General features: G+C 39.6%; 16 protein-coding genes. 9 read left to right on the top strand and 7 right to left on the bottom strand.

Features of this window, described 5'->3' with window-relative positions:
• Window positions 1-34: 34 nt before the first annotated feature.
• Together gyrB and FTV04_RS13655 are read left to right on the top strand one after the other, a co-directional pair.
• Window positions 35-2,503, top strand: coding sequence for a DNA topoisomerase (ATP-hydrolyzing) subunit B (gyrB, locus tag FTV04_RS13660; protein ID WP_180089978.1), 2,469 nt, complete (start codon window positions 35-37; stop codon window positions 2,501-2,503).
• Between the two features lie 170 nt (window positions 2,504-2,673).
• Window positions 2,674-2,991, top strand: coding sequence for a hypothetical protein (locus FTV04_RS13655; RefSeq protein ID WP_180089976.1), 318 nt, complete (start codon window positions 2,674-2,676; stop codon window positions 2,989-2,991).
• 591 nt (window positions 2,992-3,582) lie between these two features.
• Here the strand turns inward: FTV04_RS13655 and FTV04_RS13650 are convergent.
• Window positions 3,583-5,520 carry an ATP-binding cassette domain-containing protein gene (locus FTV04_RS13650; protein ID WP_180056038.1) on the bottom strand — a complete coding sequence of 646 codons (1,938 nt, stop codon included), beginning with the start codon at window positions 5,518-5,520 and terminating at the stop codon, window positions 3,583-3,585.
• A gap of 196 nt (window positions 5,521-5,716) precedes the next feature.
• Here FTV04_RS13650 and FTV04_RS13645 point away from each other — a divergent pair, with 196 nt between their 5' ends.
• The 4 genes from FTV04_RS13645 to erpA all read left to right on the top strand — a co-directional run bounded on the left by FTV04_RS13645 (window position 5,717) and on the right by erpA (window position 9,670).
• On the top strand, window positions 5,717-6,721 hold the full coding sequence (locus tag FTV04_RS13645; protein WP_180089975.1) for a putative solute-binding protein: 1,005 nt from the start codon (window positions 5,717-5,719) through the stop codon (window positions 6,719-6,721).
• A 257-nt stretch (window positions 6,722-6,978) separates the two neighbouring features.
• Window positions 6,979-7,989 (top strand): putative solute-binding protein, encoded by a 1,011-nt coding sequence (locus FTV04_RS13640; protein WP_078194442.1) that lies wholly within the window; start codon window positions 6,979-6,981, stop codon window positions 7,987-7,989.
• A gap of 203 nt (window positions 7,990-8,192) precedes the next feature.
• The gene (locus FTV04_RS13635; RefSeq protein WP_180089973.1) at window positions 8,193-9,200 is read left to right on the top strand and encodes a putative solute-binding protein; all 1,008 of its coding nucleotides are present in this window, start codon (window positions 8,193-8,195) and stop codon (window positions 9,198-9,200) included.
• A gap of 134 nt (window positions 9,201-9,334) precedes the next feature.
• On the top strand, window positions 9,335-9,670 hold the full coding sequence (gene erpA, locus FTV04_RS13630) for an iron-sulfur cluster insertion protein ErpA (RefSeq protein ID WP_078189499.1): 336 nt from the start codon (window positions 9,335-9,337) through the stop codon (window positions 9,668-9,670).
• A 68-nt stretch (window positions 9,671-9,738) separates the two neighbouring features.
• Here the strand turns inward: erpA and FTV04_RS13625 are convergent, their stop codons facing one another.
• The 4 genes from FTV04_RS13625 to grpE all read right to left on the bottom strand — a co-directional run bounded on the left by FTV04_RS13625 (window position 9,739) and on the right by grpE (window position 13,998).
• Window positions 9,739-10,116, bottom strand: coding sequence for a hypothetical protein (locus FTV04_RS13625; RefSeq protein ID WP_180089971.1), 378 nt, complete (start codon window positions 10,114-10,116; stop codon window positions 9,739-9,741).
• A 120-nt stretch (window positions 10,117-10,236) separates the two neighbouring features.
• The gene (locus FTV04_RS13620) at window positions 10,237-11,148 is read right to left on the bottom strand and encodes a matrixin family metalloprotease (protein ID WP_180089969.1); all 912 of its coding nucleotides are present in this window, start codon (window positions 11,146-11,148) and stop codon (window positions 10,237-10,239) included.
• A gap of 215 nt (window positions 11,149-11,363) precedes the next feature.
• Window positions 11,364-13,304, bottom strand: coding sequence for a molecular chaperone DnaK (dnaK, locus tag FTV04_RS13615; protein WP_078194438.1), 1,941 nt, complete (start codon window positions 13,302-13,304; stop codon window positions 11,364-11,366).
• A 154-nt stretch (window positions 13,305-13,458) separates the two neighbouring features.
• A complete protein-coding gene (gene grpE, locus FTV04_RS13610; RefSeq protein ID WP_111885723.1) occupies window positions 13,459-13,998 on the bottom strand; it encodes a nucleotide exchange factor GrpE in 540 nt (179 codons plus the stop codon).
• Window positions 13,999-14,934: 936 nt separating this feature from the next.
• Between grpE and FTV04_RS13605 the strand changes: the two genes are divergently transcribed.
• Window positions 14,935-15,162: a hypothetical protein gene (locus FTV04_RS13605; RefSeq protein WP_228144800.1), complete on the top strand. Its 228-nt coding sequence runs from the start codon at window positions 14,935-14,937 to the stop codon at window positions 15,160-15,162.
• A gap of 180 nt (window positions 15,163-15,342) precedes the next feature.
• On the opposite strand, the gene FTV04_RS13600 is transcribed toward FTV04_RS13605, so the two are convergent.
• A complete protein-coding gene (locus FTV04_RS13600; protein ID WP_078194437.1) occupies window positions 15,343-15,912 on the bottom strand; it encodes a hypothetical protein in 570 nt (189 codons plus the stop codon).
• A 201-nt stretch (window positions 15,913-16,113) separates the two neighbouring features.
• On the opposite strand from FTV04_RS13600, the gene FTV04_RS13595 reads away from it, so the two are divergent.
• Window positions 16,114-17,184, top strand: a complete 1,071-nt coding sequence (locus FTV04_RS13595; protein WP_180089967.1) for an alpha/beta hydrolase — start codon at window positions 16,114-16,116, stop codon at window positions 17,182-17,184.
• 63 nt (window positions 17,185-17,247) lie between these two features.
• Here the strand turns inward: FTV04_RS13595 and FTV04_RS13590 are convergent, their stop codons facing one another.
• Window positions 17,248-17,919 (bottom strand): acetoacetate decarboxylase family protein, encoded by a 672-nt coding sequence (locus FTV04_RS13590; protein WP_180090024.1) that lies wholly within the window; start codon window positions 17,917-17,919, stop codon window positions 17,248-17,250.
• A gap of 101 nt (window positions 17,920-18,020) precedes the next feature.
• Here FTV04_RS13590 and FTV04_RS13585 point away from each other — a divergent pair, with 101 nt between their 5' ends.
• On the top strand, window positions 18,021-18,590 hold the full coding sequence (locus FTV04_RS13585) for a peptidylprolyl isomerase (protein WP_168379531.1): 570 nt from the start codon (window positions 18,021-18,023) through the stop codon (window positions 18,588-18,590).
• Window positions 18,591-18,978 lie beyond the last annotated feature (388 nt).

Raw genomic sequence — 18,978 nt, 5'->3', positions numbered from 1 at the left:
TTTGGATAGACCTATTTTTCACTAGGGAGAAACCATGAGTTCAGAAGATCAAGCTGCTTCTCAAACAGAACAAACCATAGAAAAAGCTTATGATTCCTCTAGCATCAAAGTATTACGTGGTCTAGACGCTGTACGTAAACGTCCGGGCATGTATATTGGTGATACTGACGATGGTACTGGCCTACACCACATGGTGTTTGAAGTTGTCGATAACTCAATTGATGAAGCGTTGGCAGGTCATTGTGACGAAATTCAAGTCACCATTCATGAAGATGAATCTGTAAGCGTATCGGATAACGGCCGTGGTATTCCTACCGACATTCACCCAGAAGAAGGTGTTTCTGCAGCAGAAGTGATTTTAACGATTCTACATGCTGGCGGTAAATTTGACGATAACAGTTATAAGGTTTCAGGTGGTCTTCACGGTGTTGGCGTTTCAGTTGTAAACGCTTTATCAGAAAAGCTCCTATTAAATATTCGTCGTGCGGGTAAGAGCTATGAGCAGGAATATCGCCATGGCGATCCTGTCTATAAATTACGTGAAACTGGTGTGACTGAAACTTCAGGTACAACAGTCCGTTTCTACCCTAGTGCAGAAACCTTTAGCCAGACTATTTTTAATGTCGATATTTTGGCACGTCGTTTACGTGAATTATCATTCCTAAACGCTGGTGTACGTATTGTTCTACGTGATGAACGTGTAAACCTTGAACATGTGTATGACTATGAAGGCGGCTTATCTGAATTCGTAAAATACATTAACCAAGGTAAAACACATCTCAACGATATCTTCCATTTCACCACTCAAGCCGATAATGGCATTGGTGTAGAAGTTGCATTGCAGTGGAATGATTCTTATCAGGAAAATGTTCGTTGCTTTACCAATAACATTCCACAAAAAGATGGTGGTACGCATTTAGCGGGTTTCCGTGCTGCATTAACTCGTGGCTTAAACAGCTACATGGAAAGCGAAAACTTACTCAAAAAAGAGAAAGTGGCGGTTTCTGGTGATGATGCGCGTGAAGGTTTAACTGCGATTGTTTCGGTGAAAGTGCCTGATCCAAAATTTTCTTCGCAAACCAAAGAAAAATTGGTGTCGAGCGAAGTGAAAACTGCGGTTGAGCAAGCAATGAATAAGTCGTTCTCTGAATATCTTTTAGAGAACCCACAAGCCGCTAAATCGATTGCAGGTAAGATTATTGATGCAGCACGTGCGCGTGATGCAGCACGCAAAGCGCGTGAAATGACTCGTCGTAAGAGTGCGCTTGATATTGCAGGCTTGCCCGGTAAATTGGCCGATTGTCAAGAAAAAGATCCTGCGTTGTCTGAACTTTACTTAGTCGAAGGTGACTCTGCGGGTGGTTCTGCAAAACAGGGCCGTAACCGTAAGATGCAAGCGATTTTGCCGCTGAAAGGTAAAATCCTCAACGTGGAACGTGCACGTTTTGACAAGATGATTTCTTCTCAAGAAGTGGGAACATTGATTACCGCTTTAGGCTGTGGTATTGGCCGTGAGGAATATAACCCAGACAAACTGCGTTATCACAAAATCATCATCATGACCGATGCCGACGTCGATGGTTCGCACATTCGTACGCTACTGTTGACCTTCTTCTTCCGTCAAATGCCAGAACTTGTGGAACGTGGATATATTTATATTGCACAGCCACCGTTGTATAAGCTGAAAAAAGGCAAGCAAGAACAGTACATCAAAGATAATGATGCGCTTGAGACTTACCTGATTTCAAATGCAATTGATGAGCTTGAATTACACATCAGTGCAGAAGCACCAGCCATTCGTGGTGAGGCTTTAGCGGGTGTGATTGCGGATTATCAAACCTCTCAAAAGAGCTTGCATCGTCTGACTGTACGTTATCCTGCAAGTGTGTTGGATGGTTTATTGGCAGTAGAAGGCTTTAAGTTAGATCACGCAAATAACCAAGACTATGTACAGACTTGGGGTGAGCAACTACGTGCCAATATTGAGAAAACTCAACCTAGCTTACGTCCTGAATTAAGCTTAGAAACTTTTGAGCATGAAGATACCGAAGGCAATAAGTCAGCGACCTATTTCCCGCGTATTACCATCTATGTTCATAACTTACCGCACCAATACTTGTTAGATTCAGGTCTATTGGGTTCAGGCGAATATGCACGTTTACTCAAAAATTCGAAGAGTTGGTTCACCTTATTGGAAGAAGGTGCTTACCTACAAAAAGGTGAGCGCAAAATTCCAGTAAATAGCTTCCATCAGGTTTGGCAAAACATCCTACAAGACTCACGCCGTGGCATGATGATTCAGCGCTATAAAGGTTTGGGTGAGATGAATGCTGAACAGCTTTGGGAAACCACAATGGATCCTGAGAACCGTAACATGCTGCAAGTAACGGTACAGGATGCGATTGAAGCTGATCGTATGTTCTCTTGTTTGATGGGTGATGATGTGGAACCACGTCGTGCTTTCATTGAAGAAAATGCGTTAAATGCGGATATTGATGCCTAAATTCTGATTACAGAATCATTCAAAAAAGCACTCTTCGGAGTGCTTTTTTTTGTGCTATCTTAAATAAAATTGAATATTAAATCGCCAATTTGTGTTTTATAAAATTGACTTATTCTGATGCTAAGCTCAAATCAAATTGAACTTAGCAGCTAAAAATAAGAGGTCTATATATGATGGACAATCAACCTGAACACATTCGTGACATCTGGGTAAATGCATTTTTTACCGGAAATTATACCGTTCTTGCCGAATACGAAGATGAGCACTTTAAGGTGGTTTATGAGCAAGACGGGCGTGTCGAAAGTAATTATATCCGCTATGAACGTATTGCACATGCAGTGAAAAATGGGGTTTGGAAACCACAAAAACCAGACGTAGAATTTGAAGAATATGAGTTTAATCGTGACCAAACTGAGTGCAAAATTTTAATTGGTTTAGCTGAAACACAGCAGCAAATACAGGAAATCTGGCATTTTGATCAAACCTAGAAAATACAAGAATTACGCTTTTTAAAGGCAAAAAAAGTCCATCCTTCTGCCTTATCTTAAACAATAAAAAGTTTAAATTGATGTAGTCAGTGGAGATAAAATGCATCCATCTTATAAATGTGGGTAAGTTTTGTGAATTTTCACATTTAATAGTGTTCAACATCAAAGTCATTTATAATTGTGGATAATATCATTTAAAAATATTTATCCACAAAAAAGGTGGTTCGATATTTTGAATTTAAAAAATAAAAATGAATTTAAAACCAAGATTTGAATTTAAAAATGGCTTTTATGGATAACTATGGCAATGAGTTTGATGTGAAGTATATTTTTTGAATTCATTTACAAAGTTAGGGTAAAAGCTATCGCTGAATTTTTAGATTCTTTCCGAATAGAAATGCCTTAACGATGCAATAACCAGTTGGATATGAACATTCGATTTTTTAAATATTTTTTAGATTTATAGTGTGATTATTATTGTGAAGTATAAATAAAAAATCGCCGTGGAACATTTAAATTTCACGGCGATTGATTTTTTGAGCTTAAGTTAGGTTTTCTTAATAATGCAAATCTAGGGTTTTGCTTTTTAAATTAAGCCTCAAAACTACTTTCCATTTCTTCTAATTCCATCATTAATTCAAGCATTTGCTCTTCGACAGATTCAAGTTTGGCTTTTAATTCTGTTTGCTCATTCATCAGTTTGAGTAAGTCATCTTTACGACTGGCTTCATATAAAGCACTGTCTGCTAATAATTCCTCGATTTCGTTTAAGCGTGGCTGAATTTTGCTGATTTGCGCTTCATTTTTTTCAATGTTTTTACGAATCGGGCGGGTCAATTCACGCTGACGTGCAGCTTCTTTACGTTGCGCTTCTTTATCGACTTTGGAAATCGTCGGTTTAGTTTCAACTTGAGATTTGATGGGAGTCGGGGCTTGTTGACTATTTTTCATCATGTCGATCCGTGCTTGACGCAGCCAATCGGCATAAGCCACGAGGTCACCATCAAATTCGCGACATTTCCCATGATGTACCAATAATAATTCGTCACAAACACTGGCAATCAATTGACGTTCATGCGAAACCAAAACCACAGCGCCTTCAAAGTCTTGTAATGCCATAGTTAGCGCATGACGCATATCAAGGTCTAAATGGTTGGTCGGTTCATCTAGAATTAAAACATTGGGGCGCTGCCAAACAATCAAAGCCAAAGCCAATCGTGCTCGTTCACCGCCTGAAAATCCTTCACTTGGCGTATCCATGCGTTCGCCACTAAAACCAAAGCTACCTAAGAATGAACGTAATGCCGCTTCACTGATTTTTTTGTCAGCGATTCGAGATAATTGCAACATTGGGCTGGCATTGCCATCTAGAGCATCCATTTGATGCTGTGCAAAATAGCCAATATTCAACAGTTCCGAGGCTTTGCGTGTCCCTTGTAATAAGGGAAGATCACCAACCAAGGATTTAATTAAGGTTGATTTACCAGCACCATTCATTCCCAGTAAACCAATACGACTGTTTGGGGTAATCTGTAAATTCACATTGGTGGCAATCAGTTTGTCACCATAGCCAATGTCGACATGTTCCATTTGTAACAGTGGTGAGCTCATTTTGGTTGGCTCACGGAAACTAAAGGTAAATGGCGTATCGACATGCGCGGCAGAAAGTTCCTGCATGCGTTCTAATTGTTTAATACGACTTTGAGCCTGCTTAGCTTTAGTGGCTTTAGCTTTAAAACGGTCAATAAATTTTTGGAGATGCGCACGAGTTTCAAGTTGTTTCTCATAGGCTTGTTGTTGTTGTGCCAAGCGCTCAGAACGGGTGCGTTCAAAGGTTGAATAGTTACCGGTGTAAAGCGTCAGCTCTTGATTTTCGATGTGTAAAATATGATCAGTCACCGCATCTAAGAAATCACGGTCATGTGAAATCAAGATCAGTGTGCCTTCATAAGCTTTTAACCAATCTTCTAACCACAAAATCGCATCTAAGTCTAAGTGGTTGGTTGGTTCATCGAGTAATAATAGGTCAGAACGGCTCATCAGGGTACGCGCAAGGTTTAAACGCATACGCCAACCACCAGAAAAGCTTGAAACATTGAGTTGGGACTGATGTTCAAAGAAACCCAGGCCGGCCATCAGTTGTGAGGCTTTTGATGGAGCTGTATAGCCATGGATTTCATCAAATCGGCCATATAAGTGTGCCAGCGCTTCATTGTCTAATTGTTCTGGATGTTCAAGTTTATGTTGTATATCCCAATATTCTTCATCGCCTGATAGAACGAAATCAATCGCTTTCATATCCAACGCTTTGATTTCTTGCGCCATATGCGCGACGGTCCATACTGCAGGACGTGTTAATGAACCACCATCAGATTCCATTCCACCTAAAAGCGCAGAAAAAAGAGTCGATTTACCCGCACCATTTACACCAGTTAAGCCGATTTTCCAGCCTGGATGCAATTGCATAGATGCTTTTTGAAATAAAACACGCCCACCGCGACGAATGGAAAGTTGGTCTAACTGAATCATGGAACTAACTAAACAAGAAGAATGTGGGGCTATTCTAATGGATGGCTTTGCAAAAGAAAAAACAAAGCATCGCAACCATCTGAAAAAATGTGACAGATTCCACGTATTTAGGTATATTGAACGGGCTTTAGTATTAAAAAAATATTTCAAGTTGTTGTTTTAAATGGATTAATAAAACATATTGGAAATATAAGAAATGAGAAAAGGAATTTTAATTTTATCGCTTCTTTCAGGTGTGATGTCTGCACAAAGCTATGCCAATCAGAAGGTTTGTGTGTTCGATTTACTTGGAAAAGCGGGGGAATCTTATAAGCTGATGGAAGAGTGGTCTCTGGCCAGTAAGGCATGGGGAGCACAAGTTCAACTGATTTCATATCAAGATGAATCCAAAGTCGATAAAGATTTTAAAGAAGGGAAATGTGACGCATTTTATATGACCTCGATGCGGGCACGTGCATATAACAAATTTGCTGGTTCGATTGATGCCATTGGCGGTGTACCGAACAATACCATCGCGCAAAAAGCCATCACCTATGTCTTAGATAAGCGGAACAGTAAACGACTGATTACCAATCTAGGCAAAGACAGCTATGAAGTGGCGGGGATCGGGCAAATTGGTTCAGCCTATATTTTTGTCCGTGATCGCAATATCAATAATTTAGAAAAAGCTGAAGGTAAAAAATTTGCCATTTTGCATTATGACTATGCGCAAAAAGTGATGGTTGACCGTGTCGGCGCTGTACCAGTCATGTCGGAAATTTCCAATTTTATTCGCAAGTTTAATCAGGCTGAAGTTGAAATTGTGGCTGCGCCGGCTTATGCCTTTAAGCCACTCGAAATTTCAAAAGGCTTAGGCACTACTGGGGCGATGGTTAATTTTCCTGTGGTGATTGTCACGGCAGACCTGATTATTCGTAATAATAAATTCCCAGAAGGTTTTGCAGAGCCTTCTCGGCAATGGTTCGTTAAGCAATTATCAAAAAGTTTTGCCATGGTAAAACGCATGGAAGCTGAAATTCCTGCCAAATATAAGATGAATCTCAGCAAAGATGATCAGTTGAAATATCAGAAAATATTGCGTGAAGGACGGATGGATTTAACCAAACAGGGGATCTATGACTCCACTATGATGACGGTACTGAAAAAAGCCTGTTGTACGATTGAGCGAACCAATTTCGAGTGTTCAGTGGCGGGTGAATAAGCTTTTTTCTGTATTTCTTTGTAAATTTTGATGCAAACGCTGTAAATGTAAAAAGCCATTTTTGCAAATCTAAGATGATGATTATATTTATAATTTCACTTTGAATAAAAAGTGATATGCATCACAGAAAAACAGAATATGCCAAAATGACATAAATAAATGGAGTAAATGCTCTATTTTTTTTAAATTAACTTGCTTAATATCGGCGTTGTGTAAGGACACCTCTGAACCATAAAAAGATTTGAAAGGAAAATAGAATGAAAAAAACCCTCCTATCATTGGCTACATTTGCTGCAATTGGCTTTGCTGGTTCAGCTCAGGCAGCAAAAGTAGATATCTGTGTATTTGACTTACTGGGTAAGTCAGGCGAGTCATATCAAATGGCTCAGGAATGGGCGCTTGCAGCAAAAGGCTGGGGTGCTGAAATTAACTTAATTCCGCGTCAAGACGAAGCAGTAGCTGATAATGACTTTAAAGCAGGGAAATGTGACGGCGTATTTATGACGGCGATGCGTGCCCGTCAGTACAATAAATTTGCAGGCTCTATTGATGCGCTGGGTGGCGCACCGAGCAATGCGATTGCACAACGTGCGATTACCTTTGCATTAGACCAACGTAATGCTGCAAAAATGGTCAGCAATCTAGGTGGTAAGAAATATGAAGTGGCGGGTATTGCCCCACTAGGTTCAGCGTTCATCTTTGTCAAAGACAAGAAAATTGACTCAATTGAAAAAGCAGCAGGTAAAAAGTTTGCAGTTTTAGGCTATGACGAAGCACAAAAAATCATGGTGCAACGTGTCGGCGCTCAAGCTGTGATTTCAGATGTATCTAACTTTGTGGCGAAGTTTAATAATGGTCAGGTGGATATGGTGGGTGCGCCTGCATATGCCTACAAACCATTAGAGATCTATAAAGGTTTAGGTACCAATGGTGCGATGTTTAACTTCCCAGTTCTACAAGTGACTGCGGACTTTATTATTCGTCCTGACCAATTCCCAGCTGGCTTTGGTCAAAAATCACGTGATTGGTTTGTGAAACACTTACCGAAGAGTATCGCGATGATTAACCGTCTAGAAGCGGGTATTCCTGCGAAATATAAACTTAACCTAAGTGCAGAAGATAAAACCAAATATCAAAAATTACTGCGTGAAGGTCGTATGGATATGACGAAGCGTGGCATTTACGATGCAGGCATGATGTCTGTTTTGAAAAAGGCACGTTGTTCTGTCGATAAAGCCAATTTTGAATGTTCACTTGGCGGCGAATAAGCTGATATTTAAAGAAAAAAGTCTGGATTTATCCAGGCTTTTTTTTGCAAATTCATAGGTCATTCTCGCCATTGAGTCAGCAAAATATTCAGGTAATCTAAATTCAAATCGAGGGCTGTGAGTCAATTGAATCGAACTCAGCATGACCCAAAATTCAAAAAATGGTTAAAAACAAAAACAGTAAAAAAACAAGGAAAGTCAGTATGAAACAATGGACAAAGGCATTGAGCGTTGCTGCTGCATTAATGGCGGTAAATGGCGTAGCTCAAGCGAAGCAAGTGGTATGTGTATTTGATTTGGTTGGTAAAAATGGTGATGTTTTTACCCTGATGAAAGATTATCAATTGGCGGCAAAAAACTGGGGCGCAGACATTGAGCTCCGCGTCAGTCAAAATGAAGCGGTGATTGCGGAAGATTTTAAAGCGGGTAAATGTGATGGGATCAGTGTTACTGGTATGCGTGGTCGCCAATTCAATAATTTTACCGGTTCTTTAGATGCGATTGGTGCGATTCCAGATTTGAAATTGGCCGTAAAAGTTATGCAAGGTCTTGCAAGTCCAACATTTGCTAAGAGCATGGTCAATAGTAAATATGAAGTGGCAGGTGTGATACCTGTTGGTGATGCCTACCTGTTGGTGAATGATCGTAGTATCAATACTGTCGCTAAAGCCGCAGGTAAAAAAATTGCGGTGCTTGATTATGATGAAGCGCAGAAAATTATGGTGCAGCAGGTCGGGGCTCAAGCGGTCAGTGCCGATGTAACCAATTTTGGCGCTAAATTTAACAATGGTCAGGTGGATATTATTGGTGCTCCTGCAGCTGTGTTCAAACCATTAGAATTACACAAAGGTTTAGGCAGCAAAGGCGCAATCGTCAATTATCCAATTTTACAAGTCACGGGAAATATCATTATTCGCCCAGATAAATTCCCAGCAGGTTATGGGCAAAAATCACGTGATTGGGTCAAAACACAATTACCTCGTGCATTCACGATTTTAGGCAAAATGAAGTCAGAAATTCCAGCTAAATATTGGATGGATGTTCCCACTGCAGACAAAGCTGGTTATCAAAAAATGATGCGTGAAGCGCGTATTGATTTGACTAAACGTGGTATCTACGACAAGCGAATGATGAAATTATTATGGCAATTCCGCTGTAAACAAGACCCGAAAAACTTCGAATGCGCATTACAGGAAGAAAACTATAAATAAGTTTTAAATGAATCTTGAGAAAAATACTCTGATTTAACTTTAAACTGTGAAGACTGACCATATATTGAGTATGTTATACTTGAAATATGGTCTTTTCTTTTTAAAGACACCCCAATGACTCAGAGGAATCCATCATGAATGCTCAAGCACTTGTGCTGACTGACAATGCTGCCAATAAAGTACGCCAATTGCGTGACAGTGAAGGTAATCAAGACCTCATGTTACGTGTATATGTGACTGGTGGTGGTTGTTCAGGTTTCTCATATGGATTTAATTTTGCAGAAAGCCAAAACGAAGATGATGCTGAATTTATCAATGAAGACGTGAAAATGTTGGTGGATTCACTTAGCTATCAATATTTAGTTGGTTCAACAGTCGACTATATTGAAGGTCTTGAAGGTTCTCGTTTTGTGGTACAAAACCCGAATGCGACAACCACGTGTGGATGTGGATCTTCATTCTCGATCTAATCACGATGATGAATTGAGCCATAAAAAAGCCCTCATTTTGAGGGCTTTTTTAATGTTTAAAATCGATATTAGGCTTCAAATTTAAGCGCTTCTAATAGATCTAAAATTACGGTAGTCACGTCTTGAGTCAATTGATAATTATTAAAAATTTCATATGCCGTAATGGTGACATCGGTATCACTCGGAAGCAGGCGTTGTTCTTCTTCGATGAGGTCACGGATCGGCAATAGGGTTTGTTTGACCTGTAAATGCAAGACATCTTTAAACTCAAGATTTTCGTCTTCGAGTTCAATGAGTTGCTCATTAAAAAATGGTAAAAGTACCGCATGGAGATAAGGTTGAATTTCGGTAATATCAAAAAGCTCAATATCACGGGTTTGTTCAATCGTGCTGATGTGGTCATTCACTTCAATTAAGATATGGTAGTAACTCACATTGCTCTCCACGGAAGATGTCATTGATATAAGGGGATTATTGCAGATCAACAATAACATGAAATGCTGATTTTTGTTGGTGAATCCTGCAATATCCTTATAAATTGTATGGTTTTTTATGCTCAGGGCACACTAGCGATAATACAGTAAGCTTTGGTCTGCTGGCATCAGTTTAAAGTTTTCTAATTGTTGCGCGCCCAAGATTGGGTACATTAATGCAGTAGGGTCATTATGGTGAGATAAGCCGAGAGCATGTCCGAGTTCGTGGGCAAGGGTGAGGCGTAAATCATCTTCGGCATCAAATTGATAAATCTGAATCTGATCTCCCATAAAGACACCTTTATGAAACTCTCTTGCAGGAAAGCGCTGACTGGCTTGTATCAAGCTTGCATTATATTGATCGATTTGCTGGTTATAGCTTGAGACTTGTTGATTAAATTGATCATTTTGCTGATTAAATCGATCTATTTCTTGGTCTAATTGCATTGCTTGTGCTTTGACTTGCGCAAGTTCTCTTTCAACGCGTTGCATATTGGGGCCTTGCGCATGCTCGATTCGGCTCCAACTCATACGTTCTTGCGACAGCTGTGCGATTTCCGCACGGATCATGGCTTGTTTTGATCGGAGCTGTTGCTCATTCATCTCCAGACCTTTTCTCGAATTTGCTAAGTTCTCGGCATATAAATCATTACGGGCTTTATCTGCGGCTAAGGTCTTTTGGACTTGCTTATAGGCATTGTATTGTTCTTGGCGATCATCATAAATTAGATGGATTGCCAGTTGTGCATTTGGGTCATAGATAAATAACGGTTTGAGTGTTCCTTTATGCCATATCTCTGCGGCTTCTTGGCTAAGTTGAATGACTTGTTGCTGGCTTAATCCAAAACGCGGATCGACATCAGCAACCCGATAACGCAGTCGGGTATCGAGAGGGTGTAAAAGTCGATCTGAAATTGAATTAAATTTCAGTTGAGGATGCTGCTTGGTTTGAAAGATCCACCAAGTACTCAAAACGATGACAACAATAATTAAAATCAAACGCATAGCGTCGCAAAACTTGATTATTTTGCATTAATTTAACTGAAATTTAGTGCTATGCAAATCTAAGTTTAGACAGATTGGCAGTCGAGATGAATGTGGCTGTTTGAGCTTAAGCGTGTTATTTGAATATTGCCTGATGCAGATAAAATCATCCACAAAAAAAACCGCGCTTTCGCGCGGTCTTTTTGAGCTTTGAAAAACTCAGTTAAAGCGACAAATTATTTTTTGTCATCTTTTACTTCAGTGAACTCAGCATCTACAACGCCGTCATCTGCTTTTTGAGCTTGACCTTCAGCGCCTTGGAAAGCGTTAGGATCAAAACCTTCAGCACCGCCTTGACCTTGTGCAGCTTCATAAGCACGTTGAGTGATCGGCATAATGATGTTTTGAAGTGCTTCAGTTTTCGCTTTGATTGCATCTACATCGTTTTCTTTAGTCGCTGCTTCAAGCTCAGCTACAGCAGCATCGATTGCAGATTTCTCATCAGCAGTTACCTGTTCGCCAAGATCTTTTACTGCTTTTTGAGCAGAAGAAACAAGTGCATCAGCTTCGTTACGTGCTTTCGCTAATTCTTCAAATTTACGATCTTCTTCAGCATTCGCTTCAGCATCTTTGATCATCGCTTCAATTTCAGCATCGCTCAAACCAGAGTTAGCTTTAATTTGAATTGATTGCTCTTTACCTGTGCTCTTATCTTTTGCAGATACTTTCAAGATACCATCAGCGTTGATGTCAAATGATACTTCAATTTGTGGTACACCACGTGGAGCAGGTGGAATATCGCCCAATTGGAAGTTACCCAACAATTTGTTTTGTTGAGCCATTTTACGTTCACCTTGGTAAACTGAAATGTCTACAGCTGGTTGGTTGTCTGCAGCAGTTGAGAACACTTGAGATTTCTTCGCAGGAATCGTGGTGTTTTTCTCAATGATCGCTGTTAACACGCCACCCATTGTTTCAATACCAAGTGTAAGCGGAGTTACGTCAAGAAGAAGTACGTCAGTTTTATCACCTGAAAGTACTGCACCTTGAATCGCAGCACCCATCGCTACAGCTTCATCTGGGTTCACGTCTTTACGTGGCTCACGGCCGAAGAACTCTTGTACTTTTTGTTGTACAAGTGGCATACGAGACTGACCACCCACCAAGATTACGTCAGAGATGTCAGAGGTTGAAAGACCTGCATCTTTAAGTGCAATCTTACATGGTTCAATTGTACGAGCAACCAATTCAGCAACTAAACCTTCAAGTTTAGAGCGAGTCACGTTGATCACTAAGTGTTTAGGACCAGTCGCATCTGCTGTGATGTATGGAAGGTTGATTTCTGTTGCATTCGAAGAAGAAAGCTCGATTTTTGCTTTTTCAGCAGCTTCTTTTAAACGTTGAAGTGCAAGCGGATCTTGTTTCAAGTTTACGCTTTGTTCTTTCTTGAACTCTTCAACCAAGTATTCAATTAATGCATTATCGAAGTCTTCACCACCAAGGAATGTATCACCGTTTGTAGACAATACTTCGATTTGTTGGTCGCCATCAAGGTCAGCGATTTCAATGATTGATACGTCGAAAGTACCACCACCTAAGTCGTAAACCGCAACTTTACGGTCGCCTTCTTTTTTGTCCATACCGAACGCAAGTGCAGCAGCTGTTGGTTCGTTGATGATACGTTTAACATCTAAACCAGCAATTTTACCTGCATCTTTAGTCGCTTGACGTTGAGCATCGTTAAAGTACGCAGGAACAGTAATTACCGCTTCAGTTACTGTTTCACCAAGGTAGTCTTCAGCTGTTTTTTTCATCTTTTTCAAGATTTCAGCAGAGATTTGTTGTGGTGCAAGTTTCTTGTCATTTACATCAACCCAAGCATCGCCATTGTCAGCTTTGATGATTTTGTAAGGTACAAGGCCGATATCTTTTTGCACAGCTTGGTCTTGGTACTTACGACCGATCAAACGTTTGATTGCAAATAATGTGTTTTTAGGGTTAGTCACTGCTTGACGCTTAGCAGATTGACCGACAAGGATCTCGCCATCTTTATACGCAATAATAGATGGAGTTGTACGAGCGCCTTCAGCGTTGTCGATTACTTTTACTTTGTCGCCTTCAAGTACTGCTACGCAAGAGTTTGTAGTACCTAAGTCAATACCAATGATTTTCGCCATTTGGATGTTTCCTCTAAAATTCTTTTATTCCCAAACTCTTCCCTTTCTCAAAGGGAAATAAAAAGGGATTTACTTGTTATCCGATATGAGAGCCAATCAAAAATTTTCAAGTAATATTAGTTAAAATTTTTAATTCGTCTCAGAAAATTTGGGTTTATGCACCAACCATAACCATAGCTGGACGTAATAGACGACCGTTTAAGCTATAGCCTTTTTGCAATACTGTCCCGATTTCATTCGATTTGGCATTTGGATCGATGCCCACAGCTTGGTGAAGATCTGCATTGAAACCATTTGCAGTATCCACAGCAACCACACCAAATTTTTCTAAAGTGCTGAGCAATGATTTCAGTGTAAGTTCTACACCTTCAGATAAACCTGATTTTTCATCACCTGCCGCAGCAATCGCGCGTTCAAGGTTATCAACTGACTCAAGCAATTGTTTTGCAAATTTTTCCAGCACAGTATCTTTATGCTTTTCAGATTCGCGTTGAATGCGTTCTACACTTTTTTGCGCTTCATATACGGCATTTGCAGTACGTGCTTTTTCAAGTTTTAAGCTTTCTTCTAAATTGGTGATTTGTGCTTGTAAATCTTCAACTGAAACTTCAGCTTGCTCGTTTTCAGCTTGAGTTTGCTGTTCTGCTTGCTCTTGTTGAAGATCTTGAGCGTCTTGGTTTTGCTCAGTCGCCATTGATTTACTCCGTTTAAATGGGTTCTTAAACATGTTCAGTCCTTATAGCTGTGCGTTCAAACGACATCGATGCGTAACTGCCATGCGTTTTGAATTCATGATTAATAAAAGAAATCGGGGCAGGGGATAAAAATTCAAGCGAAGTCAGCGATTAAATGCAGTTTTTTATTCAAATAAATGGTTTTTCAGCAAAATATCGACTGCAAAATTAAATTCTATGAAAATATAAATTATTGATTTGAATGTATAATCATATTTTGATCGGATTTATAGATTTTCATCATAAATTTTAACGGTTTCTCTTTGTGCCTGAAAATTTGCATAATTTATCTATCGGAAGTGACCATATCCACTGGAGAGAGGGATATGGTGACTACCTCTAGATTTTAGAAACACTTTTCCATGCTGATTTCCCAAGAATCAGCATTTTTTTTGCCTCAAAAATAGTGGTTAATATTTATACATAAAAACTCTTAGTATCAGTTTTATTAAATATTTCACAAAAAATGATCAGCACAGTATTCTTTGTTTCAGATTCTATCGCTGTAGTTTCCGAATTTATTTCGAATGTGTTTTTTATGGCCTGCTTCTCTCATAAGCAGGCTTTTTTTTGCATGAAATTTATAAAAACAGCCACTTAAGTAACTGAGCTGCAAGTTTTGTTGGTCTTTGTTGTATTCAAAAGCTCTGATCACGCTTTATTTAAAACTATTTATATTTATTTTATTAATAAAAAACAAAGCACTTGAGTTAAATAAATGATGTAAAGCCTCAAAATGAATGAAAACTGCCTGATTAATAAAACGTTTCATAAGCTGTACCGTGCCTCGTACAAAGTACAACTTAGAAGGTGGGAACTTCACAGAATTATTTTCCATTATGACTCGGGCAAAGTTGAGCTTTGCTTTTAATGATTCAATGAAGGAAATAATGAAGATGAAAAAAATTGGTTTATTCGCTGTTGCAGTTTTAGGTTTTGGTTTAGCTGCGGTAGGTTGTACGTCTCAAGAAACTGTAGAATCTCCAGAAACCGCACAAGTAACGTCTGCAACTGAAGCATCTGTAACGACAGAGCAATCGGGTGCTGTGGTTCAAGCAGATCCATCAGCTCAAGGTGCTGAAGTTCAATCTGCGCCTGCACCGCAACCTACAGTTCAGCAATAAGATTGTTTAATGCTCTCTGACCTGTAACAACAGGCAGTCAAGAATAGACAGAAGATAGGATGCCTCTTCTGTCTATTTTTTTTCTATTGCTTTTTTTACCTTTTCTATTTTTAGTGAATGAAAAAAAAGCCCATCATGTAGATGAGCTTTTTACTTTTAACCGATCTGCAAAAACAACAATTAACGGCGATTTTCCCACGCGCGACGACGTTCTTCAGCCGCTTTACGTTGTTGATCTGATGCCTTTCTTAAATCTTGAATATTTTTTTTGCGCTCTTGCTCAATTTGTTTTCTACGATCTTGACTGGCTTTACGGCGCTGTTCTTCTAAGCGCTGACGCTCTTTGCTGACTTTTTGACGATCTTGTTCAGCACGTTTACGACGTTCAGCTTCAGAGTATTTACGCTGTTGTTCTAGACGTTGACGTTCGAGTTCGTTTTTACGACGATCCCACTCTTGTTGATTTTTACGATTTTGTTCCCAGTTACGCTGGTCAAGTTGCTGCTTTCTACGTTCGAGCTCTAAACGATTACGTTGTTGTTGCTGACGTTCCCATGTACGGCGGTCTTGTTCATAACGACTGTCATAACGGCGATCATAACGATTGTCATAGCGTCGATCATTATGATCATAACGGCGGTCATAACGTTGATCATAACGTCCATCGTAGTAACCATCTTCAGGGAATGCTACGCAGCCTACAGCCAAAAAAGCAGTCGCAAAAGACAGAAGGATGATCTTTTTAGCCATGGTGAGTATCCTTTATCGAGAATGGGTTAGCATAATCAACCCATAAAACTTGGGTAAATTGTCAATGACAACTCTATAAAAGAAGATTAGCTTAACTAGGTCTGTACTATGTATGTCGATGTTGAGACTTATATGTGAATATGGTCACATTTGACCTAGATCATGTAGAAAGTATGAAGAGCATAATTCGAAGGATAGAGCATGTTTGCATTGAATGAATCACTTAAAAATATGAAAGATAAAGGCCAAGGTACGGCTGCTCGGTTACTTGATCGTCTTCCTAACTTTGCCAAAGAAAGCCTCGCAAAACGTCTCGATTATCCGTTTATTTTTCCAGAATTAGATCCGCTGGTGAAATGCATGATGGCGGCTCAACTCAAGCAAGGTAAGTCAGGCTTTGTGACCGAAGACTATGTGAAGTCTCGTAAATTATTTGATTTACAGATGGAGTCGATCAAGACCAAGCCGACCTTTGTGAAACAAGTGCAAGATATACGTCTACCTTTACAAAGTGCAACGCTGTTTGCGCGTCATTATCATCCTGCTCCAAATAAAAAATTACCGATGATCGTGTTCTATCACGGTGGTGGTTTTGTGGTGGGTGGTTTAGACACGCATGATGAAGTTTGTCGTTTATTGGCCGTGCATGCTAATGCACAAGTTTTGAGTATTGATTATCCTCTAACACCAGAGGCCAGCCCAGCTCAATTAATGCAAAGCTGTGAAGATGCCTTGGCTTGGACTTATCAAAATAGTCGTCAGTTTAAAATTCTAAAAAATCGAATTGCGGTGGCAGGGGATAGTGCAGGCGGCAATATTGCTACCGCAGTTGCGCAGCGCAGTGCTCAGAAAGTTTTTGCCCCGCAAGCTCAGCTATTAATTTACCCAGTAGTGGATTTCAAGAGTCGCCACCCATCTTTCTATGCTTATAAAGATGGTCTAGTTTTGACTGAAAAAGATATTGATGTCGTAACTGCTTTATATGCGGAACAGCATGCAGTGGCCTTGGATGATCCATTAATTTCACCGACCTATGGAAAATTGGCAGGTATCGCACCCGCGTATATCGTGACGGCAGGGCATGATGTTTTACATGACGAAGGTGAAATTTATTCGCATAAACTCCGTCAGCAAGGGGTGAAAGTGTTTTATCAAGAATATACCGATCAAACCCATGGCTTTATTAACTTAACCCCGGTTTCGCACCGAGCTAAAAAATACGTGATTGAGATCAGTACGAAGTTCCGTAAATTTTGGGATAAACGTAGCTAATCATTCCTTTATATAAAATAAACCCAGTGTTTCACGTGAAACACTGGGTTTTTATTTATTGGGTTATTTATCTTGGATTTTTGCAGCAGGAAAAACGAGGCTAAATTCTGGGACATAAAAGCTTTGCAATAATCGTGCTTCAGAAAAATTTGGAAAAATGTCCTGTGTGTTTTGCCATTCTACCTGTTTCAGTTTAGATAGCCGTCCGCGAAACTTCGGTGAAAATTGATAGCGCTTACCTTCCCACGCTTGTCTGATTTGCAACATCGCTGCAGGGATATGATGACTATTAATATAGAAAGAACGCTGTAAACGTGATTTTTTTAAACGGATCTGCATCTTTTGTTGTTCAACTTCTATAGTACAGACCACTTCATTGTCATGTTGTTGCCATTCAAACTTTGCCAACTCTTTAGGAATACCCCAGAGTTTTTGGCCATGAATGACAGAGATATCTGTCGAAACATAAATCTTAGGTATCGAACTTAACCTTTTCTTACTCCATAAAGGGTGATCTAAAATCAGCAATTCGTCATAAGGACCTACAGGCGAATCATGATATCGGACCAATAACACCTGAACCACACGACCCAAAGGTGATGTCGCTAAACGGAACATCTGCGCTTGTTGGATAAAACTCGGAGAGATCCAATAATTCAAAATAAAAGCATCGCCACGCAGTTGCCAAGGCGGTAAATGTGTCAATGCAGTGTCCGACGGTATTATTTGCGTCATCATTGTTCTCGTTTTAATAATGGCAGAATAATTACTTTTTAATCATCAAAGACTAATATACAGTCAATAACAAGTACGAGATCAATCAGAAGAGTTAGCAAATGTTAAAACAGATTTTATTTACTGTAGCACTTGGATGTGTGAGCTTAAGCAGTTTTGCTGCCAATACTATTGTCGAAATGAAAACCTCTCAAGGCAATATTGAAATTGAACTATTCAATGACAAGGCTCCTATCTCAGCTAAAAACTTTGAAAGCTATGCAAAAGAAAAATTTTATAACGGTACGATCTTTCATCGCGTGATACCTGGATTTATGGTTCAGGGTGGGGGCATGGATGTCAAAATGCAGGAGAAGCCAACAAAAGCAGCGATTAAGAATGAATCTAGTAATGGCTTGAGCAATAAGCGCGGCACATTGGCAATGGCACGGATGAATCATCCCGATTCAGCAAGTAGTCAGTTCTTTATTAATGTTGCAGACAATGACTTCCTCAATAAAAGTGCAATGAATGCGGGATATGCTGTTTTTGGTAAGGTCACTAAAGGTATGGATATCGTCGATAAAATCGTAAAAGTTCCAACTGCGAACTATGGAATGCACCAAAATGTCCCTGTAAACCCAGTGGTTATACAGAGTGTGGTGATTAAAGCAGCACCTGTAAAAAACTAAGCACGCAAAATAGGAAAAATATTTACATGATATTTGTAATAAATATCATGTATTTATGTGAATAAAGTGTGTTTTTTGAACCATAATGGTGCATAAAAATAAAACACTCGTGTTCTTTGTGAGTGAAAAGCACTTGCACGTGTAAGAAATTGCCCTATAATGAGCACCATACCGACGAGATAGACGGAAACGAACGAAACGCGAAGCGTTGAGTTGTTGAGTTTATCGAAGTCCAGCTTCTAGCATTGACGAGATGTTAGAAAGATCATTAAGAGATTATGAAGAACAACTTGTGTGGATTTTTACTAGTTGATTGATCGAAATTATTTTCATTGATTGATGGTAGAAATTACTCGAAGTTTATTTGAGCAAATTTTTGTCAGTAATT

This window comes from Acinetobacter sp. YH12219 (genome assembly GCF_013417875.1).
In the GTDB taxonomy this organism is placed as follows: Bacteria; Pseudomonadota; Gammaproteobacteria; order Pseudomonadales; family Moraxellaceae; genus Acinetobacter; species Acinetobacter amyesii.
Note: the sequence above shows the minus strand (reverse complement) of the source record. Positions and strands in the feature narration are given on the sequence as shown.